This window comes from Ruegeria denitrificans, from assembly GCF_001458295.1.
GTDB lineage: Bacteria > Pseudomonadota > Alphaproteobacteria > Rhodobacterales > Rhodobacteraceae > Ruegeria > Ruegeria denitrificans.
The window spans coordinates 1-26,050 of the sequence record NZ_CYUD01000019.1; the positions used below are offsets into that span (position 1 = coordinate 1).

The 26,050-nt window shown below is 54.2% G+C and carries 20 protein-coding genes and 1 pseudogene; 13 read left to right on the forward strand and 8 right to left on the reverse strand.

Annotation, left to right across the window (positions count from 1 at the left end; translation table 11 throughout):
- Positions 1-479: 479 nt before the first annotated feature.
- Positions 480-1,580, reverse strand: a complete 1,101-nt coding sequence (locus RUE5091_RS20480; protein ID WP_058283804.1) for a class I SAM-dependent methyltransferase — start codon at positions 1,578-1,580, stop codon at positions 480-482.
- Between the two features lie 198 nt (positions 1,581-1,778).
- Between RUE5091_RS20480 and RUE5091_RS20485 the strand changes: the two genes are divergently transcribed.
- Complete coding sequence (locus tag RUE5091_RS20485; protein ID WP_058283805.1) at positions 1,779-2,501, forward strand: response regulator; 723 nt, start codon at positions 1,779-1,781, stop codon at positions 2,499-2,501.
- On the opposite strand, the gene RUE5091_RS20490 is transcribed toward RUE5091_RS20485, so the two are convergent.
- On the reverse strand, positions 2,498-3,856 hold the full coding sequence (locus RUE5091_RS20490) for a sensor histidine kinase (RefSeq protein ID WP_058283806.1): 1,359 nt from the start codon (positions 3,854-3,856) through the stop codon (positions 2,498-2,500). The two genes, RUE5091_RS20485 and RUE5091_RS20490, sit on opposite strands and share 4 nt — an antisense overlap.
- 299 nt (positions 3,857-4,155) lie before the next feature.
- Here RUE5091_RS20490 and RUE5091_RS20495 point away from each other — a divergent pair, with 299 nt between their 5' ends.
- From RUE5091_RS20495 to RUE5091_RS20520, 6 genes are all read left to right on the forward strand, one after another.
- A complete protein-coding gene (locus tag RUE5091_RS20495; RefSeq protein ID WP_058283807.1) occupies positions 4,156-5,940 on the forward strand; it encodes a type I secretion system permease/ATPase in 1,785 nt (594 codons plus the stop codon).
- 38 nt (positions 5,941-5,978) lie between these two features.
- Complete coding sequence (locus RUE5091_RS20500; protein WP_165590813.1) at positions 5,979-7,310, forward strand: HlyD family type I secretion periplasmic adaptor subunit; 1,332 nt, start codon at positions 5,979-5,981, stop codon at positions 7,308-7,310.
- 381 nt (positions 7,311-7,691) lie between these two features.
- Positions 7,692-8,345: a hypothetical protein gene (locus RUE5091_RS20505; RefSeq protein WP_058283809.1), complete on the forward strand. Its 654-nt coding sequence runs from the start codon at positions 7,692-7,694 to the stop codon at positions 8,343-8,345.
- Between the two features lie 305 nt (positions 8,346-8,650).
- Entirely contained in the window at positions 8,651-11,410 is a 2,760-nt protein-coding gene (locus tag RUE5091_RS23770; RefSeq protein ID WP_279385385.1) for a calcium-binding protein, read from the forward strand.
- A gap of 353 nt (positions 11,411-11,763) precedes the next feature.
- On the forward strand, positions 11,764-14,334 hold the full coding sequence (locus RUE5091_RS20515; protein WP_131726349.1) for a hypothetical protein: 2,571 nt from the start codon (positions 11,764-11,766) through the stop codon (positions 14,332-14,334).
- Between the two features lie 431 nt (positions 14,335-14,765).
- Positions 14,766-15,578, forward strand: coding sequence for a class I SAM-dependent methyltransferase (locus RUE5091_RS20520; protein ID WP_058283846.1), 813 nt, complete (start codon positions 14,766-14,768; stop codon positions 15,576-15,578).
- Positions 15,579-15,773: 195 nt separating this feature from the next.
- Here RUE5091_RS20520 and RUE5091_RS20525 read toward each other — a convergent pair whose 3' ends face one another.
- Entirely contained in the window at positions 15,774-16,205 is a 432-nt protein-coding gene (locus RUE5091_RS20525) for a RidA family protein (protein WP_058283847.1), read from the reverse strand.
- An 85-nt stretch (positions 16,206-16,290) separates the two neighbouring features.
- On the opposite strand from RUE5091_RS20525, the gene RUE5091_RS20530 reads away from it, so the two are divergent.
- Positions 16,291-17,010 (forward strand): helix-turn-helix transcriptional regulator, encoded by a 720-nt coding sequence (locus RUE5091_RS20530; RefSeq protein ID WP_058283812.1) that lies wholly within the window; start codon positions 16,291-16,293, stop codon positions 17,008-17,010.
- Between the two features lie 87 nt (positions 17,011-17,097).
- Here RUE5091_RS20530 and RUE5091_RS20535 read toward each other — a convergent pair whose 3' ends face one another.
- Positions 17,098-17,538 (reverse strand): MerR family DNA-binding protein, encoded by a 441-nt coding sequence (locus RUE5091_RS20535; RefSeq protein WP_058283813.1) that lies wholly within the window; start codon positions 17,536-17,538, stop codon positions 17,098-17,100.
- Between the two features lie 81 nt (positions 17,539-17,619).
- Between RUE5091_RS20535 and RUE5091_RS20540 the strand changes: the two genes are divergently transcribed.
- The 3 genes from RUE5091_RS20540 (at position 17,620) to RUE5091_RS20545 (ending at position 19,336) form a co-directional block, all read left to right on the forward strand.
- Positions 17,620-18,111 (forward strand): DUF2938 domain-containing protein, encoded by a 492-nt coding sequence (locus RUE5091_RS20540; RefSeq protein ID WP_058283848.1) that lies wholly within the window; start codon positions 17,620-17,622, stop codon positions 18,109-18,111.
- A 385-nt stretch (positions 18,112-18,496) separates the two neighbouring features.
- Positions 18,497-18,643 carry a hypothetical protein gene (locus RUE5091_RS23340; RefSeq protein ID WP_165590811.1) on the forward strand — a complete coding sequence of 49 codons (147 nt, stop codon included), beginning with the start codon at positions 18,497-18,499 and terminating at the stop codon, positions 18,641-18,643.
- Positions 18,644-18,649: 6 nt separating this feature from the next.
- On the forward strand, positions 18,650-19,336 hold the full coding sequence (locus RUE5091_RS20545; RefSeq protein ID WP_082643756.1) for an SDR family NAD(P)-dependent oxidoreductase: 687 nt from the start codon (positions 18,650-18,652) through the stop codon (positions 19,334-19,336).
- A 25-nt stretch (positions 19,337-19,361) separates the two neighbouring features.
- Here the strand turns inward: RUE5091_RS20545 and RUE5091_RS23885 are convergent.
- The 3 genes and pseudogenes from RUE5091_RS23885 to RUE5091_RS20560 all read right to left on the reverse strand — a co-directional run.
- Positions 19,362-19,553, reverse strand: a pseudogene (locus RUE5091_RS23885) (DDE-type integrase/transposase/recombinase); the annotation flags it as partial.
- Between the two features lie 718 nt (positions 19,554-20,271).
- Positions 20,272-21,705 carry an NCS1 family nucleobase:cation symporter-1 gene (locus RUE5091_RS20555; protein ID WP_058283816.1) on the reverse strand — a complete coding sequence of 478 codons (1,434 nt, stop codon included), beginning with the start codon at positions 21,703-21,705 and terminating at the stop codon, positions 20,272-20,274.
- Positions 21,706-21,921: 216 nt separating this feature from the next.
- On the reverse strand, positions 21,922-23,379 hold the full coding sequence (locus RUE5091_RS20560) for an NCS1 family nucleobase:cation symporter-1 (RefSeq protein ID WP_082643757.1): 1,458 nt from the start codon (positions 23,377-23,379) through the stop codon (positions 21,922-21,924).
- Between the two features lie 111 nt (positions 23,380-23,490).
- Between RUE5091_RS20560 and RUE5091_RS20565 the strand changes: the two genes are divergently transcribed.
- Positions 23,491-24,057 carry a recombinase family protein gene (locus tag RUE5091_RS20565; protein ID WP_058283817.1) on the forward strand — a complete coding sequence of 189 codons (567 nt, stop codon included), beginning with the start codon at positions 23,491-23,493 and terminating at the stop codon, positions 24,055-24,057.
- A 567-nt stretch (positions 24,058-24,624) separates the two neighbouring features.
- Positions 24,625-25,233 (forward strand): transglutaminase-like cysteine peptidase, encoded by a 609-nt coding sequence (locus RUE5091_RS20570; protein ID WP_082643761.1) that lies wholly within the window; start codon positions 24,625-24,627, stop codon positions 25,231-25,233.
- Positions 25,234-25,335: 102 nt separating this feature from the next.
- Here the strand turns inward: RUE5091_RS20570 and RUE5091_RS20575 are convergent, their stop codons facing one another.
- Positions 25,336-26,019 (reverse strand): energy-coupling factor ABC transporter permease, encoded by a 684-nt coding sequence (locus tag RUE5091_RS20575; RefSeq protein WP_058283819.1) that lies wholly within the window; start codon positions 26,017-26,019, stop codon positions 25,336-25,338.
- Positions 26,020-26,050: the final 31 nt, after the last annotated feature.

Below are 26,050 nucleotides of genomic sequence, written 5' to 3' on the forward strand. Positions count from 1 at the left end.
ACTCCGAAGCGATCACTGAAATAGCTCGTCGCCCTCTAAACTCTGCAACAGAACCCTGGCAGCGGTATCGCGACAACAGACATCGCCTCAGCATACCAAGCGCTGCCCCTAAGGCGAACTCACATTGTCGGAACAGTGGAAATCCCTGACTAAAACGGCTGCGCTTTTTTATCTGTACAGTTTCGAATGGTCTCGAACTTTGTCGGTCTTAAGTGGCTTTCGCGGCTTGGTTTCAATCCTTCCGGGATTACTTGCTGTGATGCAACGAACGGCCGCTTCATTCCGCGGAGTGTGAATTCGTTCTGCCGTCGATCATGCGGCCGCAGCGAATGCCAGCTTCGACGGGCTGCATCGCAGCATTCTAAGACCGTACTCAAGGTCTGCTGTGGGCCGTCTCCCGCCAAAATGCTGAGCGCCGCTGGAGAGTGTCTAAACTGAAAAACTTCACTGATGCTGGTAGTGCGAATGCCAGTCTCTTGTTATTTTCTGCGGAGAACGACAACGAGGTGCCAAACTTCGCATGCGTATTTGCTTGTCTCAGCCTCATAGAACCGCGCGAGGCGGCTGTAAAACTCGGCCATTAACTGGTCGAGCATTTCGGCGCTGTCGCAGTTGGGGCTGAACAGTTGCGTTCTCAAAGTGGAGTCAGCAAAGGCCTGGGTGTATCCAACATATTTCTCGGCATAGGTGTCGGGATCATCGATATGCTCCTTGAAGATGTCGTCAGCTTTGATCGGCGCAGGTTTCACATTGATCTGGCATATTTCGAACGCGTCTCTCAGGTCGTCGTTTTGCTCGAGAGCATATTTCGCTTCAGCTTCCGTCATAAACCAAAGTGAGAACAAAAATGAACCGAGACTTTCGTGGCTAATGAGGCCGTCGTCTATCATCGCCTTTGCCACAGCCTGAATCGCGCGATAGATACCGCGCCCTGATGCGGCGATGCCGTTTTTCTCGGATGGGTCGGGAACAGAGCCAAGTGTTCCGACGACAAGATACCCTCCTGAACGCAACTCTTGAGCCCGCTGAAGCAGGAAGAGAGTCCAGTCGTTCTGCGCGATCCCGTCGACAATTTGCCGGGCATCGCCTTGAAGATCTGCGAACCAGATGGTCCCGGGCGAGTTCAGTTGAATGCCCTGGCTCAGCCAATGGCTTGCGAAAATACATGTCCCGATGGACACCGACGCTGCGGATGTTACCGGATTATAAAATGATCCGATTGCTGCTGTGGTGCGGATATTCTTGGAAATATGTGTATATCCTGTCGGACCTTCGACCAATTCAAACAACGTGTTCCAATCGTTGCCAACCTGATCGGAATGGCAAACGACGATTGGTGAGTTGCTGAACTTTTCCAAACACGCCTCTATTGCTGGCTTGACCACCTCAATGGAGTTGACACCTGGTCCACACCCGTAGTCCACGATCTTGAACTCGGTCTCGGGCTCGTCCATTGAAGAAACCAAATCGCGAACAAGTGGACTCAGCAGACGAACCAATTGCAGTTGTGCAGAGGAGTTCTCGTTGTAATCCACCATGCCTTCAGTCGATTTTCCCGATTGAACTTGCTGATCACTCATGTGCTGGCCCTCAATGCGATACCGGCTATCAAGTGGCAAAATACTACGGGTCCGGAAGCCGCTTGTCAGGCCAAACCGACACCGAACCTCCAGTTAAAGCGTGTTTGGGACTTGCAACGCTCGTTGGCTGCATCGTTGACACTGTGCGATGCCCAATGCTGTTATCTCAGCAGAAACTTCTCCTGAGGAGCGTACAGAATGAACGAGGCCGCGGACGGGTCCACCGTTATCGATGAACGGATTCTAATCTGTGACGACGATATAGAATTTGCCGAGAACGTCTGTGTTTTCCTGCGACACAAAGGCTACCAGATTGATCACGTGCCAAATGTTCCAGCGGCCCGGGAAAAGATAGAAAGCGAGGATTATGATCTTTTTCTGTTGGACCTCGTTATGCCGGGCACAAGCGGGAAAGTGCTTTGTCGAGAGATAGCCGCGCGCCTCGATGCCGGAATCATCATGATCAGTTCAATTGACGACGATGCCGAACGCATTTCGTTGCTGGAATTGGGCGCGGATGACTACATAATCAAACCCTTCAACGACCTAGAACTTTTGGCGCGTATCCGGGCGCTCATGAGACGCCGGGATACGGGTCAGAAAAGTCAAAAACGCCTAACACGGTTTGGTCCTTGGGAACTGGTGGAGAACGAGCGGCACCTCAAACACGAGGATGGGCGCGTGATCACCCTGACTTCAAGTGAAGCCCGGGTCATGCGGTTTTTCGTCGAGAACTCGGATGTACTTTGCACGCGGGAAGACCTTTTGGCCGTCGCGCGCACTCGGCAGCACGGTGGGGCAGGGGACCGCAGCGTCGACGCCTTGATCAAGCGGCTAAGGTCCAAGATCGAGAGCGATCCTGCCAACCCAGAGCATATCCGTACGGTCTGGGGGCAGGGTTACATTTTCAGACCCGGCTAATTGTGCTTATCAATCGGTAGAAAGACGCTCGCCCTCAGTCCCCCGCCTGCGCGGTTTTCCAACGACACAGTACCACCCTGATCGACGACAATGGTCCGTACAATGGCCAAACCAAGCCCACTGCCGGGTCCCTCAGCGCCAAGCCTTTGGAATGGCTCGAATGCGGTCTCTAACTGCTCGGCCGGGATGCCCGGTCCCTCATCGTCGATATGAATTGCGGCCATGTTGTCTACTCTGGTCAGAGTAACATTTGTACGACCGCCATATTTGACCGCGTTCTCCAGAAGATTTCGCAGAACACGGGTGAGCGCATTGTGACGCCCCTTCACTATGGCAGATTGCTCGATGGTGTAGGTCACGTCGCGGCCCGCATCCACCTGCTCTTCGACCAAAGCTTCGATCAATGAGCGCAGATCCAATCGCGCAAGATCTCCATCGTGGTGTGTTTTGCGATTGAGGTCGGTGACAGAGTTGACAATCTCGCTCAGCGTATCCAACCGGTTGAGAAGCTGTTCTTTGGAGGCCGTTGGCTCCAGTTTCTCGATCGCGTCATGCATCCGGGCAATCGGCCCTTTCAGGTCATGCCCAAGGCTACGCAGCAAGGTGGTCTTGTATTCAAGCGCCAGAACAATCCGGGCTTCCATACGGTTGAACGCGATGATCGTATGGCGGATGTCGATGGCACCTGTCTCGATCAGCGGGCCGACCTCTTCACCTCGGCCGATCAACTCGGCATTGACGGCCATGGCGCTGAGCGGACGCATGACTTTCTGGATGAGAAACGCGAGAGTACAAAGCAGGACAAGCGCGACCAGACTGTCGATGGATCCAACAACGACCAAAGGCGCGATGCTCTTGTTTTGCATCAGCAAATAGCAGTTCAGCCACTCCTCGTCATCTTTAAGCCGGACCGAGAAAACGCTTACCAGAAACGCGTCAATGCTTTCTGCGTCTAGGGGTTCACCCGCGTGGCTCTTGAACAGGTGCAACAACGCGCTTTGGTCGTGTCTGGCGTCAATAACCGTCTCCGCCACGGACAGTTCCGCGACAGCGATCCCTCGGTGTTCTAGCCGCGCCGCCAGCCAATCCGCCATGTTCGGGCGTTGGCGGCCATTTACCAGCGCGGTTGCTGCATCCTGCGTGCCTACTCTGACGCTCCATTCTGCGGGAAAGAAGCCAAGCGCTGCTTCGGCGCGGCTTTCAGGCGGTATGTGGGCCAAGGTTGAAACGACTTGAGCAAGAAATGCGTCGCCCCGATTTTGGATCTCTTCAGCGCGAGAATTGCGGATCTGAACCAGGTCGGTGACAACCGAAAACACGCCGACAATCGCCCAGCTGATGAGCACTATGCTCATAACCTGTGTTCGAAGTGTCAGATCATTCCAGCGCATCGCGCGTAGGCTCCCTGTTCCATCCCCTTAGATTGGACGCTAGTTCAATTTCGGCTGCTTTCCCAAGCGGAAATTGCATCTTTAGTTCAGCGGCGGATGTGAGGGGTTCTGGCCTTGGCCAAAAACCCGACTGAGCGTGCGGTTCATCTATTTCGCCCCACTAAGAGCAGAAAAGCCAATTGAATCAAAGTGTGACAAAACCTTGGGGCTTTTACTGCGGGCTCCCACGTACCCCCCACAGACATATTTATTGGAGGCCCGTTATGAATTCGCATTCGTCCGTTCACCCGCAACTCGTCGGCGCGCGTCGCGCACTCCGCGGCAATCTGATCGCCACCGGCGTGTTCAGCGGTGCCGTGAACCTGCTGATGCTGACTGGCCCGATTTTCATGCTCCAGATCTATGACCGGGTCATGTCAAGCCAGAGCGTAAACACGCTCGTAGCCCTCAGTACACTTGTCGCGGGCCTTTATCTTTTCATGGCCCTGATCGACGGTGCACGCACCCGTGTTCTTGTCGCCATGGGGCATCGTTTTGAACAGAGGCTCTCAAAAACTGCGTTCGACTGTTCGCTCGCAGAGCCCTCGCTTCATCGCACATCCGGCAACCCGGCGGCGGCCATTCAGGACGTCGAAAAAATCCGAGGCTTCCTGTCCGGTCAAGGTGCTGGGGCGCTGTTTGATCTGCCCTGGATACCTGTTTATCTGGGTCTGGTTTTTGCCATGCATATCTGGCTCGGCCTGGTTGGCGTCATTGGCGCAATCGCACTGCTGGTGATCGCTTTCGTGACCGATATCAAGGTGCGCGCTGCGGCCTGCGTCCAGGCGCAACATTCTGGCAAACGCAGCCGCTTGGCTGAAGCAAGTCGCCGCAATTCCGAGATGGTTCGTGCGATGGGTATGCAGGCCAATCTTGGCAAGTCCTGGCAGGACATCAATGACCTGCATCTGGGTGCAAGCGCCAAGGCCGCCAATACTGTTGGTGTCTCAGGCAGCTTTACTAAGGTGTTCCGTCTGGCCCTTCAGTCCGGTGTGCTTGCGGTTGCGGCCTATCTGGCGATTCATCAGCAAATCTCAGCTGGTTCGATTGTAGCTGCATCGGTCATCATGTCCCGTGGCCTCCAGCCGATTGAAACGCTTGTCGGCAGTTGGCGCAGCCTGGTGGCCGCGCGTCAGGCCTGGGCACAGTTGAAGGACACTCTGTCCTGCGACCAAGACGACGCCAGAATCTCTATGCCCAAGGCCGAGAAGTCTCTGACCGTGAATGGCCTGATCGCCGCGCCGCCTATGGTGACATCGGCTGTTCTGAAAGGCGTAGGTTTTGACATGAAGGCCGGAGAAGCCCTCGCCGTGATCGGTTCGACCGGCAGTGGTAAATCGACCCTGGCCCGCACGTTGGTTGGCGCGTGGTCTGCGGCCAAAGGGAGCATCAGCCTCGACGGGGTACCGATTGATCAGTACTTGCCCGAAGAACTCGGCCCGCAGATTGGCTTTCTGCCGCAAGATGTTGAGCTGTTTGACGGCACAATTGCCCAGAACATCGCGCGTTTCGATCCTGAAGCAAAAGATGAGATGGTCGTTGCTGCTGCAAAAGCCGCCGGTGTGCACGAGCTGATTGCAAGCTTCAAAGACGGCTATGCAACAGCGGTAGGTGAGCGTGGGGCCGCTCTGTCAGGTGGTCAGCGTCAGCGCATTGCACTGGCCCGAGCACTTTATGGCAATCCGTTCCTGGTGGTTCTGGATGAACCCAATTCAAACCTGGACGCTCAGGGCGAAGCTGCCCTGAACCACGCGATCCAGGCTGCCAAAACGCGCGGTGCGATTGTGATCGTCATCGCCCACCGGGCCAGCGTGCTCGGATCCGTCGACAAAGCCCTGATTATGGACGACGGCCGTGCCAGTGATTTCGGCCCCAGTGCTGAAGTGATGGAGCGCCTGCGTCAACGCAATCAGGCGGCCGCTGCACAGCAACCGGCTCAGCTGGCAAAGAGCCAGCCTCAGCCGACGCAAGAGAACACTGACGAAACCCCTGTCGCTGCTGCGGGCTGATCCAGCCCGGCGCCGCAGCCAGTCAAATGGAGGAAGTTATGAATACCAATGCAAAACCCAACACCCAGACCGAAGCTTTCGTTGACCGGTCCTGGAAGTTCATCGGCTTTGGCCTTGCCGCAATTGCAGTACTGGCAATCGGCTTTGGCGGCTGGGCCGCAACCGCCCGCATGTCCGGTGCCGTTGTAACTGGCGGAAACGTTGTGGTCTCATCCGATCTTAGGGCCGTTCAACACCCCGATGGTGGCATTGTCGGAGAAATCCATATCAGCAACGGGGATCGGGTCGCCGCCGGGGACGTTGTTCTGACACTCGACGACAAGCTTTTGTCCGGCAGCCAGTTGCTGGTTGATGACCGCCTGATCGCAGTGGAAGCCCAGCTGTCGCGTCTGATTTCTGAACGTGACGGTTTGGACGAGATCGAATTGTCTGAGGAGCTTGCCGCGCGGAAGGATGATCCCAAAGTGCAACGCACCCTGACAACGCAGCGTGCCGTCATGCAGGCGCGGCGCCTGTCTCAGGAGGGTGAAGTCGCTGCATTCGAAGAACGGATCACGCAGACGGAACAGGAAATATCCGGTCTTGAGGCACAGTATGCGGCCTCTATCGAAGAAATCGAGCTGATTGACAGCGAGTTGGAGGGTTTGACCCAACTCTTTGAGAAAGGTCTGACACCTGCAACCCGAATTACCACGCTGAAACGCCAGCGCAGCGGTTTGCTAGGCAACAGCGGCGGGTTGACCTCAAGGATTGCGGTAGCGCGTGGGCGTATCAGCGAGACCAGGATCAACATCCTGCAGCTTGAGAAGACTTTCCGCGAGCAGGTGATGAACGAGATTTCTGCGCTGGAGGTCGAGCTTGATGGCTTGAAGGAACGCCGGGCCGCTGCGGAATTGCAGCTGGCGCGCGTTGAAATTCGGGCACCGGCAGATGGCATCATCCACGAACTGGGTGTGCACACCGAAGGTGGCGTTGTTTCGCCAGGCGAGATTTTGATGCAAATCGTGCCGGAAAACGACGGGCTCGTCGTAACGGCCAGCGTCATGCCGCAGGATATCAACAATGTCTCGGTTGGTCAGGCCGCCACGGTTGTGATTTCAGCATTCGACCAACACATCGCCCCGAGGCTTGAGGGCAATGTCCAGTTTGTCTCGGCCGACCTTAAAACTGATCCAATGACTGGAATGCCATTTTATGAAACACGTGTCGCATTGGATGAGAGCGCGGTTGAAACTCTGGCCGACCGTCAGCTGAAATTGCTGCCCGGCATGCCCGCAGAAGTGTACATAGAGACCGGAGAGCGGACTCTGTTTCAGTACCTTGTCGACCCGCTCAGTAAGCAGATCAGGACAACCTTCCGGGAGGTTTGATCGGCGGTTCGAAACGACAGAATGCTTGTACGTTTCAAGACGTGACATGACAACGAAACCAGCGTCAAATTTGGCGCTGGTCTTTCATTTTGCGTATCTCTGAAGACCCTCAATAGCACCGAACTAGGCGGTGAGAACCAACCTGAAATTACGCGGAAACATCCACCGAAATTGGTCAGCAAATTTGGTGCGTAACACAGAAGCTTATGAGCAGGAAAATCACCGCTTCTGAAGAGATTTTTGTCATACTTTGTAACAATTTACGGCGTGATTTCACGTTGTAAAAAACAGTTGGGACAACCACCTTGTTTGTATACCCGAGGAGGACGTTTCCAACAGATTTTTCGGTGCCAAGTACCAACTTTAATGAGGAGAATACCAATGACTATCAACACACATACAAACTTCGAAATTGTGGCCGATGACGTCATCGCTGTGACGCCGATCATGCCCGATCCCCGTTGCGGCACCGAGGTGCCCCAGGATGGTCAGGACCTGACCGCGGTAACCCCGCTGCCAGCCGATCCGATTGTACCGGATCAGGGCGACGACCTGGTCGCAGTGGCCCCTCTGCCGTATGGCGCAGTGCCTGCCGGTGAAGGTGAAGACCTGACCGCTGTTTCCCCGATCATGCCCGACCCACGTTGTGGCACTGAAGTGCCTCAGGACGGTGAGGACCTGGTTGCAGTGAACCCGCTGCCTTTTGGTGCGGTTCCTGCCGGTGAAGGCGACGAGAACACCGCTGTTTCCCCCATCATGCCTGATCCCCGTTGTGGTACTGAGGTACCTCAAGATGGTGAGGACCTGGTTGCAGTGAACCCGCTGCCCTTCGATCCGATCGTCCTGGATCAGGGCGACGACATCATCGCTGTGCCCCCGATCATGCCGCTGCCCAAATGCGGCACCGAGGTACCGGAGGACGAGATGGAAATGCCGACTCCGCCGTTGTGCGAAATCGTTCCAACCGAAAGCAGCGAAGAGATCTGCGGAACCCCCGTTCCGACTGACAGCTTCTTTGTCGATCTGGTCGCCTAAGTGGGGCGAAATTCTGCGATCATCTATCGCGGCTCAACCAAAATCCGAGCGTCTTTGTTCCTTTCGAAACAGGCGCCCGGGCAACCAAAGGAAAAATAACTCACCGGCTGGGGCTTGACACGGCGCCAGCCGGGTTCTCTGTTTTCCAATGCATTGATTTCCATTTTTGTCATACTTTGTAACAACTTAGACTGTATTCCCCTGTTGAGATCAATGGCCTGAAAAACCACATCTTTCCTATGATCTGCGATGCGTGTGGGCCCGAGCCTCGGGCACCGACAATCCAGGAAACAGGAGGAAAGAAAATGAAACATGTAAACAAATCCAACCACCAAGCTTTTTCGATGGGTTCGGTCAAAACAGAAGATATGACCGAAGAACAGAACGAAGAACTTCTCTCTGTGAGGACGAGCGGTGAATCGCTAGAGTCTTCCGGGCAGGCTTCGCTTGCTGGCCCCGAGGCATCAATCTTGCCAGAAATCATCGCGGACACGTCCTATGAGGTTCAGCTATCAGGCGCGGCCAATGAAATTGACACCGAGATTGGGATGACGCCCGACCAGATGCACTTCGACAGCTATGATCATCAGTATTGGTCCAGGAATTGGCAGGAATATACGACTTACAATAGCAGGACCGATGTAACCGAAAAGGTCATAGCCGGCTTTGTCAAAGTCATGGGTGAGAATGAGACCAATTTCACCAATAACATTTTCCATCACTTTGACCACAAGAAAGGCGCCAAAAAAGACATCGTTTATAGGGTCGAAGCAGGCGTGATCGGGAATGACAACGCTAATGTGATCTACGGCGCGGACACGCATCGCAACGGTTCATACAAGCACGACGACAAGATCTTTGGCATGGGTGGAGATGACACGATCTTTGGCCGCGCTGGCAACGACATACTCAGCGGTGGGTCAGGCAATGACTTTATCGATGGCGGTGCTGATGACGACACAATCTATGGTGGCACCGGCAACGATATTCTGTTGGGCGGAACCGGCGTAGATACGCTTTATGGCGGCGCCGATAATGACTGGCTTTATTCCGGTAACAAACAAGGTCAGGTCGGTCATGACCAGTTGTGGGGCGGCTCTGGCTTTGACACATTCGTGCTTGGCGATGCAAATGCGCCCACAAACGATGGCAAAGGCTTTATGGATTACATGGCCGATGGAATGTGGACAGGCATGGGTGCGGCCGCCAAGGCCATCTTGCCCGGGCCGCTGGGCGGCTTGATGAAGCTGTTCTTCGGAATGGGAGAAGTGCTCTCAAATATGGGTGGCCAAGTCGGCGGTGAGTTCCAAGATGGCAATGCCACGCATGTGCGTGATTTCGATCCGACACAGGATACGATCATCGTTCCGTTGACCGCGAACAACTTCGACGACATCACCTTCCAGCATGAAGGTTTGCCAGCGGCGCAGGCGTTCCGGATCTATGATGAATCGACAGACACGCCCAAACTGATCGCTGTCATCTTCTGGGACGACCTGAAAAGCTCTTTCCCCTCAAGTTTGAATTGGGATGATCTAAGTATCCGTCAAGCTTGGGCAAAGCAGGTCGTCGAAAGCGCGCTTTTCATCGACAAAGACGGTGTCGACATGCAATCGGGCCAGTCCTTTGATTTGCCGAACGGGTCGCTTGACGGGTTGGGCGGAAGCAAGTTCCTGATGCTGGGCGCTTATGGCGGAACCGAGATCTATGGGAAAGCCAATGCTGACTACCTCTTTGGTACGGACTACGGCGACATCCTTATGGGATATAACCGGTTCGGCCAAGACGGTGAGGAAAGTAAGGCCGGTGATGACAGCTTTTGGGGCTTTGGCGGCGACGATCTTTTCATCGCGGGGTCTGGTTTTAACCACATCTACGGCGGCGACGGCAACGATACCATCGCGTATCTCGATGCCAGCAGTGGTGTCACCGTGGACATGCGCAAAGAAGACGGTAAAAGCTACTTTGAGGTGAACGACGTTGAATATGACGGTCACAAGAACGCGCAATGGCGTGACTATGTCTACGAGATGGAAAATGTCATTGGCAGCCAATTCGATGACCGTCTGACCGGCGATAGCGGCGACAACATCCTAAACGGGATGGATGGAGACGACATCTTGGATGGTGGAGCAGGCAACGACACATTGGTTTCGGGTGAAGGTAACGACACTTTGACCGGTGGCACCGGAGCTGACACTTTCGTACTGGACGGAGGCGAGAACACAATCACCGATTTCAACGCCTATGATGGCGACCGGATCGAGATCGACCTCGACGCTTACGGGATGACCGGCTGGTTCGACCTGGACCACCGCATCGAGAATGGTCAGATCGTGCTGTTCAGCAAAATGACCGGTGAAGACATCGTGCGCTATGACGATGACGGAAACGGTTTTGACCCGTCTTACATTGATCTGCGCAGCCTTCAGGGCAATGAAATTGTCTACGAACCTGCCTTTGGCGCAAACACGCTGGAGTGGTTCGAGAAATACGGCAACCAGATCAATGTTGAAACTGGTGAAACTGGCCACGGTACCGACAGTTGGGACTATATGGTCGGCGGTGAAGGCAACGATCTGACCACCCTCTATGGAGGTGCCGGAGACGACTATCTCATTGGGGGAGGCGATTCAATCACCACACTTGATGGCGGTGATGGCAACGACATCCTCCTGATCCGCAAAGGGGCGTTGGTGACCAATGCGTATGGCGGTGATGGAGACGACGTGATCATCCTCGATGCGGACCAGTCGACCGAAGCAGGTTTTGCTGGTCTGTTCGGCGGTGAAGGTAGCGATACCTTTGTCATCACCGGTCCGGGCAGCCAGTATGGCGGTCAGGTGATCCGTGATTTCGAGGCTGATGACTCGATCGTCGTCGATCTGGAAGGGTTTGGAATCTCGTCTCTGGATCAACTTCAGATAACCTGGTTTGGAAGCACACACTGGATCAAGGCCAACGGCCAAAAGGTGATCAGTGTTCAGGGTGTTGATGAGCACTATGACGTCATGCAGCACATCAGTGAACTGACTGTTCAGCAGTCGCAGGACTGGGGTCTCTGATCATCCGCTGATTATCGAAAACGCCTCAGCCGGTCTGGATCGGCTGAGGCTTTCTTAACAATTCGATCTGGCAATGATGCAAAGTTATTTATTGTGTCATTCCAAATTTGGCGAAGACTCGCGCAATCGCACCGATCTCTTGCTCAAGTCCGGCTATAACCCACTGACCTATGGCGTTTTTTTGCGCAGCATGGGTGACGATCTGGGCCCGAATCCGCGCAGATTAATTCGTTAATGAACTCTTAACCTATCTTGAGCTTCTGGCTTGTTACCCAAGTTGGGTCCGACGTGATCGGGCTAAGAAAGCCGCAATTTGCCGGCTTGCACAAAGACAAGATGGGAGTTTGTTTCAGATGAATAATGGAACATATGAAGAATTTCGCGACGCCTTACGTGCTTTTGAATCTGGCTGGGATCGAGATCGCTATGACGCGGGGGTCATTCAGGACTGGCAATTGAACCAATGGGCCGGTGGCGAAGTTACCGATTTTTACCCCGGATACTCGAGCTGGTCTGATCTGAGTAGCGACGAATGGGATGCCATGTCCTATCGCTCAGTGAACTCACTGGGTTTCGTCGGCTATCAATTCGGTGAGCCTCTATTGATCGATCTCGGTTATTACACCGACGATGTCTACTACGGAAACGGTGCGGCTTCGAATACGTGGGACGGAAGCTGGACCGGTAAAAACGGCGTCAACTCATTGGAAGAATTTACCACCGAGGCCGCGCAGGAGCGAGCGATACAGGAAGCCTTTGGCTATAACCTTCAGGTAATCGAGACCGGTTTGGGCTATCAGGGCGAAAGCCTGAGCGACTATCTCGGCACAACCCGAACTTATATTGATAACGGGCAAGAAGTGACCGTAACCCTCACCATGACCGGGATCATGGCGGCGGCGCATTTGCGCGGCGCTTGGGGAACCCTGTCCCTTTTGCAGGGCGGCAATGTATCAACTGATGAATATGGCACATCCATTCTGCGCTATATCGATCAATTCGGCGGCTACGACGCGCCATCGGTAGAATACGCCATCAAGGTCTATACCGATGGTGTTTTGCCAACGGATACAGGCGGTGGAAGCGGTTCAGGAAATGTCTCTCTGCCCCCCGAGCCGCCGTTGCCGACCGGTCCGACAGGCAATGGAACCGCCAACGCCACAGAGGACACGGCGGATGTTGTTATAACCTGGGCTTGGGGCGCGGATGAAACAGTCCCGGATTTTGATCCAGCGACCGATACTATTTTAATCTCATGGGTGGGCGCAGATGCGCTGGACGTTCGTGAGGTTGATGGATCCGTTGTGATTGCGATCCCATCCAACAACCAATCCACCACGTTGAGCGGTGTGACTCTGGCGGATCTGAGCCCCGCCAACTTCACAATCCTAGACAGCACTGCAGCGACTGAGGTTCTTAGCATGGTGGGGTCGTATGGGACGAACCCCGGCGGTGGCGGCAATGGTCATAACCATCAGCACATGCATGTCACACTAAGCCTCGCATCAGACGCGCAATTGATAGACGGTTTCATGCCTGCGATGGGCGACGTCATTGAAATTGGTCCGGATATCTCTGCCGATGGTTTCGCGATCTTTGGAGAAAGCGGTGACGCTCTTGGTCAGACCGTCCGCATTGAGTTGACCGAAGGCAACGTGACGAAACAAATCATATTCACCGGCTTTGGACTGGCTGATCTGGATTTAGGCAATTTCTCGATCACGGATCAGGCAGTGCTCAACGAGATATCCTCTGCCTTGGGTCAAATCGTTGTCACTCCGGGTGTCGGCGAAGGTTATGAACTGAGCTACGATGCCGATGGGTCAAACCCACCCGCCGCAACTGGCACAACGGATTCAGGCGGCGTTAAATTCCGGGCAGATAGCAACGCCGACGACATAACCGGGTTCCGCCCCGGAGTGGATCAACTGGATTTCGGTGGCACATCTGTGCACGGCATGATCGTGACCAAGTCATCGACAGGAGAGATCGTGATAGACAGCCCCTGGTCGGATGCAGCCCAGATTGTACAGGGCATCACCTACCAGGATGTTACGATTAACGACTTCGGCTTGGTTGGTAACGAGCACTTCAGGCAGGATATGGGAGCTGTTGTCAGCTGGGAACAAGGCGTTGGTCCGCGCAACGCCGATACGATCTATGTGCGCAGCCATGAATATGGTGTGCATGAGGTGATTGACGGTTTCGACCCAGCCACCATGAAGGTCAGTTTCCTATATTTCGGAACACGTGAGCGTCTGAGCGTCGAGGATAGCAACGAGGGGTTGGTTATTTCATCGCTACCGACCGGGCAAAGCATAACATTGACAGGCGTCTCCAAGGCTGACCTCATCCCCGGATTGGTTGAGTTTCACCATGATCAGGTGATGGAAGACAATCTTGAGGCCCCGTTTGGGTTTGACCAAACCGATGTGACGCTGGTCGACCGCACAATTTTGCTGACACCAGAGGCACCAGTTGGAGCCACGACTGACGGCCATCAGACCAGAACCGGTGATCTCACCGGAAGCTCTTCTGGCACTGACAATGGTGGTGTCACAGATGGCGGGTCCACGGACATAGACGTTGACCAGACGGCAGGCGCTGTTTCATTCGGTATAGGAGCCGATGTTGCAGAGCTGAACTGGGACTGGGGTGTGAAGACAGAGATCACCGGTTTCAATGCAACCGAGGACGTGCTGGATTTCAACTCGCTCAGCGAGGGAGACGTTTCAGTCAGCGAGATCGGTGCTGATCTGGTGTTTGAAGTCGTCGGAAACGGCGGTCATACGGTGACGCTCCAGGATATTCAGGCGGAGGACCTGAACCTCGGTAACCTCACTGCAGATGACTGGAACTCTATCGACGAGGCGAATAGCGCGCTGGTGAGCCAGCTGGAAGCCTTGGGAATGTCCATAGCTTGAAGCACAATCGACACTCCACCCGGCCATTTCACAGGCCGGGTGCCGTTTAGCAGTTTTAGCGGAGTATTTCTTTGATTGCCAACGCGGCCCTGGTTTTTCCAGATTGAGCATTGAAAAGTTGGTCGACTAGTTCATCCGTTTTAAGAAACGCAGATTCCTACCACCTAATCCTCCGTCAAATTTGTAGGGTCGTTCTTGCATCCAGTGAGCTTGCTCAGGCAACGAATGGCGGCTTTGCCGAGCTGCACCGCAGCGAACGAATATGGCGGCCAAGGTCCTGAATGGACCGCGAGTGATGGCAATCCCGATGACCCGGCAAAAAAAATGCGGCACTGTCTTCGAGGTCAGTCGTGAGCTCAAAGTGACCAAACTATGAAACTGTGCTATGAATTTATCTTTTGGGTTCAAGATCTGGTCAAGGAGTGTTCGTATTGTCATCCAAAGACAAAAATTTTACCGGGTCGATCCCTGATGTTTATGACGAATATCTTGTTCCGCTGATTTTTGAACCATATGCCGTCGACATCGCGAAGAGGGTTGCAAAAACGAACCCCAAGGATGTTCTTGAAACTGCCGCCGGTAGCGGTGTGGTCACCCGAGCTTTGGCTCCGTTGCTGAATGAATCCACTCGCTATGTTGTCACTGATCTCAACCAACCGATGCTGGACCGGGCGGCGAGCCAGCAGCCTCCTTCAGATCAAATTGAGTGGCGTCAAGCTGATGCACTGCAACTACCTTTTGAGGCGAGATCATTCGACGTCGTTTGTTGCCAATTTGGTGTGATGTTTTTCCCTGATAAGATAGCAGGCTATCGGGAATCTCTACGCGTCTTGAAGGAAGATGGTCGCTTTATTTTCAACGTCTGGGATCGGATAGAGCAGAATGAATTTGCTCAAAGCGTAACGGCCACCGCGTCACGGTTTTTTCCTGATGATCCGCCTGAATTTTTGGCAAGAACACCTCACGGGCACGGGAACATTACCACCATTGTCAGCGACCTTGGCGAAGCTGGATTTAGTCATGTGGAAACATTCACTATTTCTGAACGAAGCCGTGCAAGTAACTCGATGGTTCCTGCGTTGGCCTATTGCCAAGGAACTCCGCTCAGGAACGAGCTGGAAGAACGTGCGGCAGAGTTGCTAAATGAAATCACTGAAGCGGCGGCGGCTGATATTGAGAAATCCTTTGGCGTTGGCTCGATATCTGGCCGTATTCAAGGACACGTTTTCGTCGCCAAGGCATAACAATATCAATGTAGCTTTGTCCGCGTTGTCACCATTTGTTTTGAGCAACGGCCGTGTTTCTGCCTGCCGCTTTGCCGCAGTTCCGTTTTGAGCCCTTAGTAACCGATGCTGCGCAGTTTGCGACCGTCAGCTTCCACTTCGCAAATCTGGTAGCGTTTGTAATTGCGTCGGCAAGTCGCCGCCGCAATCAGTCGCTCAATCCAAAAGCACGACGGCTTCGACCTCGAAAAGCATCGGGTCGATGGCAAGCTTTGGTACGGGGATCAGGGTTTGCGCGGGCAATGTATCGCCAAACATCCGCTTCACGTTTTCGGTCAGCACGCGCAGCTTCGACATATCGTGGTCGACCACGAACACGGTGAGCTTCACGACGTGACAGGGGAGAGCGCCGAGCGCGTCGAGGACGGCAGCCAGATTGGCGTAGGCCTGCTCAACCTGGTTGCCGAACTCCGGCGATAGGTTGCCGGTTTGATCCTGTCCGCCCTGACCTGAGACAAAAGCAAGCCGTCCCGCAGCAGGAGAGGCGACTGCTGTGCTATAGCCGTTTGGCGTGGGATCATGCAGATGCGGTGGATTGACGATGATCGGCAATGCGCCGTTGGATGTATTCGGGTCTCGGGATGTCATGTTCATTCTCCTTGCTGAGTAGTCCGGGATCGACTTAAATCCATACGGTGACAAAATTTGTCACCGATTGTGCTAAGGTGAGTAAATGAACATCCGTCTCCGACATGATGCCATCGTGCGCACCCTTCGCCGTAGCGGAACAGCAACGGTCGAAGAGCTGGCCAGTCAGGTCGGCGCATCCAGACGAACGGTATTGCGCGATATCGGGGCGTTGCGCGACCAGGGTTTTGTCATCCATTCCGAATGTGGGCGCGGTGGCGGCGTGCAGCTTGATCCGCAATCTGTGCAGACCACCGCCCGTCTCTCGGTCACAGAGGTGTTTGCGCTTCTTGTCAGTGTGGCGGCCATGCGTGCGGCGCGAAGCCTTCCCTTTTCCGGTCTCGCCGACGAGGGGCTTGCCAAGATCGAGAAGGCCTTGCCGTCTGACAAGGTGCGGGATCTGCGTAGGTTTCTTGACTGTCTGCACGTCGGACAGCTTTCGCCCAAACAGGATATCTCGGACATGGGCACGATTGACCCCGCGCTTTTGCCTGCCTTCGAGACCGCGTTTCTGCAGTTGCAGTTTCTGCGCTTCGGCTACCGGGACGCCAAGGGCGCGGAAACAAGCCGCGAAGTCGAACCGCAAGCCATGCTCATCCTGCCCCCGCTCTGGTATCTCGTAGCCTGGGATTCCAGCCGTGAGGAATTCCGGCATTTTCGCATGGATCGGATCAGCCGCCCCGAGATCGTCGAGGGAACCTCGTTCCGGAGACGGCATGTTCCGTTCGAGGACGATGTCTGTCCATTCAGCGAATTACCGCGCTGAACACCAGGAACGCGTGAAGTCCGGGCGGAAGTGATCCCATTATCTTGACCCGTCAACAGCCCAAAATTGGTGGATCAGGGTCCACGCTCAATTCCTTCGCCCTTTGTCGGGATTCTTTTTGGAACGTTTCCCGTCGACCTGCTTCTTCGTCAACGCAACACGGATGATGCGCTGAAAACGTGGGCAATCCAGATGGTTTTCGGCGGTGCAATTCATGACATGGCGAAGGCCGTCCCGTAAGGCCGTCAGTTCCTTGATTTTCGCGTCGATTGCATCGGCCTTTGCCGCCAGAACCGTGCCATCCAGATCGGGCCTGCCTTCTGAACCTATCGTTTCTTTGATCTCGCCGAGTGAAAACCCGGCGGTTTGCGCCAGAGAAATGAGGGAAATTCGCGTCTTCACCTCATCTTCATAGAGACGTTTCAATCCCCGTCGACCCACCGACCGGATCAGGCCAACCTCTTCATAATAGCGGAGTTTTGACGGTGAAAATCCGCTTTCGCGAGAGAGTTCGGAAATGTCGAGCATGGTCTTGACCTCAAGTGGGCTTGAAGTTGCATGTTGCCCCTCCACTGCAAAACATCAACAGAAATTGAGGCCGATACCACCATGACAACAGAAATATTCTTTAGCGCGGTTCTGATCGGCATCGGCGCGACAGCCTTCATGGATGTGGTCGCCCTTTTCCAGAAGCTGATCTTCTCTCAGCAATCGCTCAACTACGCGATGGTGGGCCGTTGGCTCGGCCATGTGGTACAGGGGCAGATTGTTCATAGGCACATCATGGCCAGCGACCCTGTTCCGGCGGAACGTTTACTGGGCTGGAGCGCACATTATCTGACGGGCGTCGTGTTCGCGCTGGGTTTCCTTGCCGTAGTTGGTCGGGGCTGGCTTGAAGCGCCGAGCCTGCTGCCTGCAATTGCGTTTGGAATACTAACAGTACTCGCGCCTTTTCTGATCCTGCAGCCGGGCATGGGAGTGGGGCTGGCGGCACGGTTGACGCCCGACCCACAAGCTGCGCGGCTCAAGAGCGTCTTTGCACATTTCAGCTTTGGAACTGGGCTTTGGGTCGCGGCAAACTGCGTATCCATTTCGTTCTAACATTTCGCGAAGAGCATACCGAAAGCAGACTGTGAGTTCGGAAGCCACCAAGTTTTACCACTGCAGCGAAAGTCTCCTCTTACGAGCCGCACGGCAGCGACCGCACTCATCGTCCAACGGCAGTTTAGGGTCGTCTCCGGTGCCGAGATCAGCAAGGTTTAAGTCAATCCTACAGCGCGCCTGAAGTCCGGTGTGAACTCGTATTGGACTTGGCAACCGTGACGCAAAATGGATGGCCGCGAACCAGGCGCTTGCTCACTGCAAACCCTCTTCGGGCATTTTGGCATATCGGTTTGGTTGCAAGTATAGGGTGTAGCTCCTTGGAATTCCGGCTCTGAAACCGAGGAAGTCTCCTGAACATCACCAAATCAGGCTATGATGTTCAATGAAGCAATATCTGCTCGGCGTCCACGCGGCACAAAAAATGACCTTAGCGAACAGCAATCTGAATACGAAGACAGTACTGATAACCGGTGCCAGTTCGGGTATCGGCCTCGAAGCAGCCGCGCAGTTGGCCATTGAGGGCTACTGACGTGTCATCGTCACCGCTCGTACCTCGGAAAAAGCCACCGACAGTCTCGCCAGCCTCGAACGCCGAACTGGCGCGAAGGTTTTTGTGCCAGAAGTTGCTGATCTGTCGGCACCGATTACTATCGAAGCTCTTGCCGACCGGCTGCGCGATGCTGCGAGTCCTATCGACCTGCTTATACTTAATGCCGGGATGGTGTCGGGCGCAAAGCCCAGACGCGACGCCCAGGGTATCGAGTTGACCTTCTCGTCGACCATTGTTGCTCACCACCGGCTCACTGTGCGCCTGTTGAACGATCAGAGTTTGGCGCCAAATGCGCGCATCATCATCGTGGGCTCGGAAGTCGCCAGGGGTGACGTGCCGATGACATCGGTGATCGATGTTGAGGCTTTCGCAACCAAGGCGACAGGTGGAAACCTCGTCGAAGCGATCAAGCGCATTGCCAAGGCCGAGGGGCCCGGAAAGTTTCGTGCAAACGACGCCTACGCTACCGCTAAGGCCTGCGTCGCGTGGTGGACGGCCGCCCTGGCGCAACGGCTTCCAGCGGGGATGACCGTCAACGCCATATCCCCCGGCCTCACCCCGAGCACCAACAACGGGCGCAATATGCCGTGGATCGCTCGGGTGATCATACCCCGGATGATGAAGTTACTAGGCATGTCTGGGGAGTTCTGTCGCAAACTTATTAGATGGTAGAGCATCAGTGGAATTGGTAAGCAGTTTATCCTGCCAGTTGGGCAAACTGCTGAAACGGACGGAATCGGGGCGTGAATTGACACCTGCGGATCATGTTGACCAGTTCGATACTAGCCAGAGCAGATGCAGCTGAATCGAAAGATTTGAGCCCCAGCATGGGCCTGATCCGACGTTTGATGAACCGGTGATTCTGTTCAACGATGTTATTAATATATTTCCGCCTGACCATCTCGATTGGGATTGGGCAACCTTAGCCCTTCAGCATCTTGTTGATCGCTCTAAGACTGGCTGTGTTCGCGCCGCTTTTGTCGATAAAGATTTTGCGTGGCAACCCGTTAACTTCGAGCGTACGGGCAAAAACTTCGTTGCTCCAGCTTTGTTCTGACGCCGGGACTGCCCCAATTATGATCTTTTTCGGAGTTGTCATGTAAAGCTAAAAACTCTGGACGGACCGATGTAAATGAGTTTCTGATTGGGCATGCACAACCTGATCTTCCGTTGAAAAGTGACGAATGCGAGTCGTTTGCGCTGTTCAAAATTGGTGAATGCGTATCTGCGGTATTCATGCAGCCATTCTTGATGCGAACCGTCTTTGCAAAGAAATCTAATGCCGTGGCTGAAACACAGGTTTCAACATTGTTGCCGTCGGCGTATTGCGATTTCTAGTCTCGGGTTCCAGAGAAAAAACTTCATACTGAAACGGTGCCGGAGCTCCAATCGCCTAGCAAGTTCGCACTCAATTCGAACCAGTTTCAAGGGTCAAATTCAATCTTCATTTATCCAAAGGTTTATGGCAGACCAATTCAGATTTCGGGGCTCAGGAATGGTCGCCATGTTTATTGGTTCCAAGTGTGATGAAAAAAGACATTTGCAGGCCACTCAGTTTACGTAATGCGACAGCGGGCGGGGTGCCGCCCGCTATCTTTTCCCATTTGTCAGGTTTTTTTCTTAGCCATCGCGTTATAGATAACGCCGCCAAGAATTGCGCCGATGATCCACGCATAGCCAGACAGGATGCCAAGGGCCGGGACCCAGACCGTGGAGACCGAGAATACCGAGGCGACGCCGAAGGCAATCAGAGCCGAGTCGTTCCAGCCGTTACCATAATGGTACTCGCCCCCTTGCATGTCGTAGAGGTCATCCCGGTTCAACTCTTCTTTGCGGATCAAATAATAGTCGACGATCATGATCCCGAAGATCGGAGCCAGTGTCGCACCCAGTGTATTGACGAATCCGGCGATACCGATGTTCGAGATTATCGCGGTCCACAGGCCACCGATGACCAGCGCAAAGACTGATGTGGCCAGACCCGCCTGACGGAAACTGATTTTTCCAGGTGCAAGGTTGGCGATGCCGTTTACCGCAGGAATGAAGTTCGCAACAAGGTTGATGCCAACTGTAGCGGCAAAGAACGTAATGGCGGCGATAATGCCCAGCAGAACGCTGTCGGTCTTTTCAACGATCTCGGTCGGGTTGATGATTTCCTCACCAAAGACGACCGCTGCACCGCCGGTTGTCAGCAACGCCAAGGCCGAGAACAGGATCATGTTCAACGGCAGGCCAGCCAGGTTCCCCGCCTTCATGGACGCCTTGTCCCGGGAATAGCGCGAGAAGTCCGAGAAGTTGATCATCACAGCCGAGAAATAGGCAACCATGGTGCCAAAGATGGCGATAAAGCCTTTGACCTCGGATCCAAACGTGCCTTCGGGGTTGGCGAAGATCGTTGCCGTTGCGCTCAAAAGCTGCCCGTCCGAGCGCTGCCAGAGAACTATCACAAGGCCGATCATCACCGCATAGACAAAAGGTCCGGCAAAGTTGAGGAACGTTTCGACCCAGCCCATACCGCGCCAGAAGATGACGATGTGGAACACCCAGACAATGAAGAATGCGAACCAGTCGATGCCCGTCAGGCCCAGCATCTCGGCCCCGCCTTCTGCGCCAGTGATCGAACGGATCAGAAGTGATAGTGCGGTTGATGCGAAATAGACCTGCACGCCGTACCAGAACACGGCGACCGTGGCCCGCAATACCGCCGGTAGTTTGGACCCCGCGGTCCCCATACTGGCACGCGCCAGTACCGGATAGGGAATTCCGTATTTCTCACCCGGTGCGCCGGACAGGTTTACCATCCACATGACGAACAACCCGGCCACTATAAGTGCCAGAAAGGCTGTCCAGCCGCCAACGCCGTATGAGATGAAGAGCGACGCGACAAGCGAGTAACCAAACAGTGACTGGACGTCGTTGGCCCAGATATTGAAGATCGCAAAAGATCCCCAAGTTTTTTCGTCGGGTGTCACCGGATTGAGCGTATCGCCTTCCGGATCTGTTGTACCTGCGACTTCGGCAGATGTCGTTTCGGATACCATTATAGTCCTCCCGTTTTAGACAGGGGGAAGCCCCCCGAAAATGCGGCAATAACCGCCTTTCGCTTCGAGCGCGCAGCCCGAACCGTTGCCGTCGCAGGGTTGCGACGTTCATTCACATTTCAGCTTTCGCTCGAGACAAACCTTCCTTGCCGATCACGCGATGCGGTAATCGGTTTCTCCGCCCCCTGGCATCGAATTGGCTAAGGCCTCAGCCGGTCAGCGCTTTGCAATTGCCCAGTAGAACACACCTCCAAATCCTGCTCCGATCACCCATGCAAAGCCCGAAAGCGTGCTCAGCATGGGGACCCAGACTGTGAGAACGGAAAATATGGCCGGTAGGATGAACGACACAATTGCCGCCATGTTCCAGCCGTTGCTGTAAAAGTAAGGGCCATCGCGTGCCGCTGAAAACAGCTGATCAACATCCAGTTTTCCTGATTTCACCAGATAGTAGTCAGCGATGATAATGCCGTAGACAGGTGCCAGAACGGCCCCCAACGTGTTCACAAAACCCAGAATGCCAATTTGGCTGATAGTTGAGACCCACAGCCCGCCAATCACCAGCGCATAGGCCGATGTAATGATGCCTGCGACCCGGAAATTGATCCGGCTGGGCATCAGGTTTGCCAGATCATAAGCGGGCGGGATGAAATTGGCCACGAGGTTGATCCCAACTGTGGCGGCAAAGAAGGTCACTGCGGCAAGGATCGTCAATGGCAATGAATCGACCCGCGCGATGATTGCTGTAGGATTGGTCAGCGCTTCGCCCCAGATCGCGACCGTGCCAGCGGTGACGATCAGGGCGATCAACGAAAAAAAAGCGATATTGATCGGGAGGCCCAACAGGTTGCCTTTGCGCATTTCATGTTCCGAGCGCACAAAGCGTGAAAAGTCTCCGAAGTTAATTACAACAGCTGCGAAATAGGCAATCATCGTGCCCACCACGGCAACGAACGCAGCCAAAGGATTGCCCTGATAGCTGCCTGTCCCGCGAAAAATCGTGCCAAGCTCTCGCCAGAGATCGTTGCCGACCTCGATCCAGACCATGATGGCGAGCATCACCATCACCACATACACAAACGGGCCCGCAAAATTGAGAAACCCAACGATAGGTTCTATCCCGTTCCAGAACAGCGCGATCTGAAAGGCCCAGACCCCCAGAAAGGCGATCCATTCGATAGCGCTCAGGCCTAGAAAGATCGGCGGACCATTCGATCCGATCAGTGCGACCATTGCCAGTGCGAGCGCGGTCGATGCAAAATAGGTCTGCACTCCGAACCAGAAGATGGCTACGACTGCACGGATCAAGGCCGGGAAGTTCGCGCCGCGAACGCCCATGCTGGCCCGCGCCATGACCGCGAACGGAATCCCATATTTGACGCTGGGTTTGCCGACCAGATTGACCAGCCCCATGACAATGAAACCCGCCAGCACAATGCCCGCAAACACTGCCCACCCGTTCAGCCCGTAGGTGAGAAAGAGAGATGCTGCCAATGTGTAACCAAAAAGCGATTGCACATCATTGGCCCAGACATTGAATAGCTCGAACCAGCCCCAATCGCGCTCGTTGACAGGAACCGGGGCCAGATCCTCGTTGTAAAGGCTGGCATCCCTGGGAGCTTCTGTAAAAGAATGCTGCATTTCGTCCGGGTAACCTGTCAAAGCGATTGTCATTGCGCAGGATCAGCGTTATGATCGTGCAGAATTGCGTGCAAATAAACGTGCATAATATCGTGCAAAAAGTCAAGAACTATGGCAAACCTAATTCTACGAGACTGATTTGGAATGGTAAAAATCGGATATGCACGGGTATCGTCGAAATGGTACCGAAGTGAGGTTCAGCTAAGCGAGCTCAAACGCCAGGGGTGCGATCGCATCTGGAGCGATACAGCTCAGGATACCACCAACCGGGCTAGAACGTTGGAGGAGTTTCTGGCGGATGTTTCTGCCGGGGATGTGATCGTGGTGTCGCGTTTGTCCGCGATAGCCGACTCCATCGCTGAACTATTCAATCTGTTAGAGCGGCTTCACGAAAAGGGGGCGGCTTTTCGGTCGATGTCGGAACCCTGGATCAATACCGAAGGCGGACGCGCCGGTATGGTTCTGGAAGTATTGGGTGGTGTCATTGACTACGAACTTGGGCTTGCTGACCTGGAAAGCCGCACTGTGGAAGATCGCCCCAAATCATTTGGCCTGAGCAAAGGCCGCCCCAAAAAGCTGAGCGCCAAGGAACGCGAAGAGGCGATCTCCCTGCTGTCCATGGGCAAGACTGCAGCCGAAATCGGACGTATGCTGGGCGTCAGCCGATCAACGATCTCACGTATAAAAACACTGCAAGCAAAGCCGGGATAAAGTTCGGGTCCAGACATCCTTGTTTCCGCAAAAATAGGCGGTGCCATCAATCCGGCGCCGCCTTGGCTTGAATTCAGGAGAATACTGCTTCCGTTTCGACATCTCTGATCACCTTCTCCTCGAAAATCAGCAGACAACAATTCGTAGCTTACCTCAGTGTCCAATTTTTGAGGGTAGCTCAAAGTACCGCGATCGACCCAAGGTTAAGTCGCAGACATTAAATCATTAATCTTCCCTTAGGTGGAGTTGATTTGTCATTTGTGATTTAGGAGTCTTCTATCCCATCAACGCATCTCGAAAGATGTTGCCGTCCCCTGGTACAACAAAAGATGGCCTTTAGAATGCAAAGTGGAAATCTCTGCTCTTTTTTCGCGATTTACGTTTGGAAAACCAGCGGCTCCGGCAGGTCTGTGCAGCCAGTAGGACGCGTTCGCGAATTAATGCCGCTCTGCACCTGAAAACTGATAAGTTGTTGCAAAGCATCGGCGAACATGAAGGCTTACAATAAAGTACTCTTGGCCCAGCAGCTGCAGATGTCCTCGAGAAACGATCATGGGGAAGGCAGACATGACAGAACCCACGTCCGCTCAGGAAAGATCTTCGGAAAAGTTGCCAGTTTATCTATCGATGGCCTGTATCATATGCAGTTACTTTGTCTCTGCGGCTACATTGCAAGCCTCTGAGCTTCCCTTGATCAAACTAGATAGAGAGATTCAAGCGCCGTCGGGTGCCAAATCACTATGCAAAGATTATTCGTGGGCCTGCGCGATCACTAGTAATTCTGGTCTACCCGAAGCGCGCGAGAAACAGATCGTTGAAACGATCAACACGCGTGTAAATCGGAAGATCCGCGCCGTTTCGGATCAAAGCCAATATGGGACAAATGAATACTGGACCCTGCCGACGCAGGGGTCAGGGGATTGCGAAGACTTCGCTTTGCAAAAGAAGTTTGAGCTTATGCAGAACGGCTTGGATCCCACGAAGCTGCTAATTGCAACTGTCTTGGACACCAATCGCAGTGGCCATGCTGTTCTAGTTTATCGCTCGAGTGAAGGCGATTTGGTTCTGGACAATGTTACCAACAGGATCAAATCGTGGAAGGAAACAAAGTATCTATTCCTTCGAATACAGGACCCGATACACCCTGACCGTTGGGTACAGGTTTCTAAAGGCTAAAAGCAAACGTGGCGCGCCCTCGAGACGCGCCAAGTAAACTTTGCTCCTGCGACTTCTGTTTGTTTCGCGGCAACCAATCTAGGTCACCGCTTCAATCTTTGGTCAAGCTTTCGCAGCGTTGTACAAGCGCGGAGTCACCAGACCTGTACTATTCAATCCGCGCATCGCCTTGGCTGCGGCAAGCACTGCCAGATCAGCAATCGGCTCGATGCCTATTACCAGCATATAGGCACCGCCAAAGGACAGAACCGACACCATAGTTTCAGCACCAAAACCTTGGCCGTAGAAAGCCCAGAATGCGACCCATGCGACTACTCCTCCCTGATACGTCGCACTCAGGGCAAGAGCATGGCCATATTTGAGGTCAACATATGCTGTGCCGGGTTCAATGATGCGGCTGGCCAGTGCTTGTAGCGCAAATAGCGGCACCAGAAGAGTGGTCAGGTTGATAAAGTACTGCGGAAGATCGAACGGTGCAAAGAACACTCCCTGAATCAGGAGCCCGGCTGCAAGTCCAAAAGCTGCGGGCGCAGCGCCAAGAAGCAGGAACAGCGTCGAGCCCAAGATGAAGTGGACTTCAGAGACACCGACCGGGAAGTGCGGTAGAACTTCGAAGAAAAGGAAAACGCCAACAGTGGCGAGCACCGAGCGCATGACAAAAGATGCAGGTCCGTTCGCTCGCAATGTGGAAAACGTTTCTTTCGCTGCGTAAGTAGCCGCACCTGCGGCGGTAACATAGGAAAGCGCGATTTTGGCACCATTCACGATGCCCGGTTCGATGTGCATTTTATTTCTCCCTACCGCCTCACCCGGCGGC

Coding starts and splice junctions, on each gene's coding strand:
- RUE5091_RS20480 (WP_058283804.1), bottom strand. CDS start 1,580: ATGAGTGATCAGCAAGTTCAATCGGGAAAATCGACTGAAGGCATGGTG.
- RUE5091_RS20485 (WP_058283805.1), top strand. CDS start 1,779: ATGAACGAGGCCGCGGACGGGTCCACCGTTATCGATGAACGGATTCTA.
- RUE5091_RS20490 (WP_058283806.1), bottom strand. CDS start 3,856: ATGAGCATAGTGCTCATCAGCTGGGCGATTGTCGGCGTGTTTTCGGTT.
- RUE5091_RS20495 (WP_058283807.1), top strand. CDS start 4,156: ATGAATTCGCATTCGTCCGTTCACCCGCAACTCGTCGGCGCGCGTCGC.
- RUE5091_RS20500 (WP_165590813.1), top strand. CDS start 5,979: ATGAATACCAATGCAAAACCCAACACCCAGACCGAAGCTTTCGTTGAC.
- RUE5091_RS20505 (WP_058283809.1), top strand. CDS start 7,692: ATGACTATCAACACACATACAAACTTCGAAATTGTGGCCGATGACGTC.
- RUE5091_RS23770 (WP_279385385.1), top strand. CDS start 8,651: ATGAAACATGTAAACAAATCCAACCACCAAGCTTTTTCGATGGGTTCG.
- RUE5091_RS20515 (WP_131726349.1), top strand. CDS start 11,764: ATGAATAATGGAACATATGAAGAATTTCGCGACGCCTTACGTGCTTTT.
- RUE5091_RS20525 (WP_058283847.1), bottom strand. CDS start 16,205: ATGACATCCCGAGACCCGAATACATCCAACGGCGCATTGCCGATCATC.
- RUE5091_RS20530 (WP_058283812.1), top strand. CDS start 16,291: ATGAACATCCGTCTCCGACATGATGCCATCGTGCGCACCCTTCGCCGT.
- RUE5091_RS20535 (WP_058283813.1), bottom strand. CDS start 17,538: ATGCTCGACATTTCCGAACTCTCTCGCGAAAGCGGATTTTCACCGTCA.
- RUE5091_RS20540 (WP_058283848.1), top strand. CDS start 17,620: ATGACAACAGAAATATTCTTTAGCGCGGTTCTGATCGGCATCGGCGCG.
- RUE5091_RS23340 (WP_165590811.1), top strand. CDS start 18,497: ATGAAGCAATATCTGCTCGGCGTCCACGCGGCACAAAAAATGACCTTA.
- RUE5091_RS20555 (WP_058283816.1), bottom strand. CDS start 21,705: ATGGTATCCGAAACGACATCTGCCGAAGTCGCAGGTACAACAGATCCG.
- RUE5091_RS20560 (WP_082643757.1), bottom strand. CDS start 23,379: ATGACAATCGCTTTGACAGGTTACCCGGACGAAATGCAGCATTCTTTT.
- RUE5091_RS20565 (WP_058283817.1), top strand. CDS start 23,491: ATGGTAAAAATCGGATATGCACGGGTATCGTCGAAATGGTACCGAAGT.
- RUE5091_RS20570 (WP_082643761.1), top strand. CDS start 24,625: ATGACAGAACCCACGTCCGCTCAGGAAAGATCTTCGGAAAAGTTGCCA.
- RUE5091_RS20575 (WP_058283819.1), bottom strand. CDS start 26,019: ATGCACATCGAACCGGGCATCGTGAATGGTGCCAAAATCGCGCTTTCC.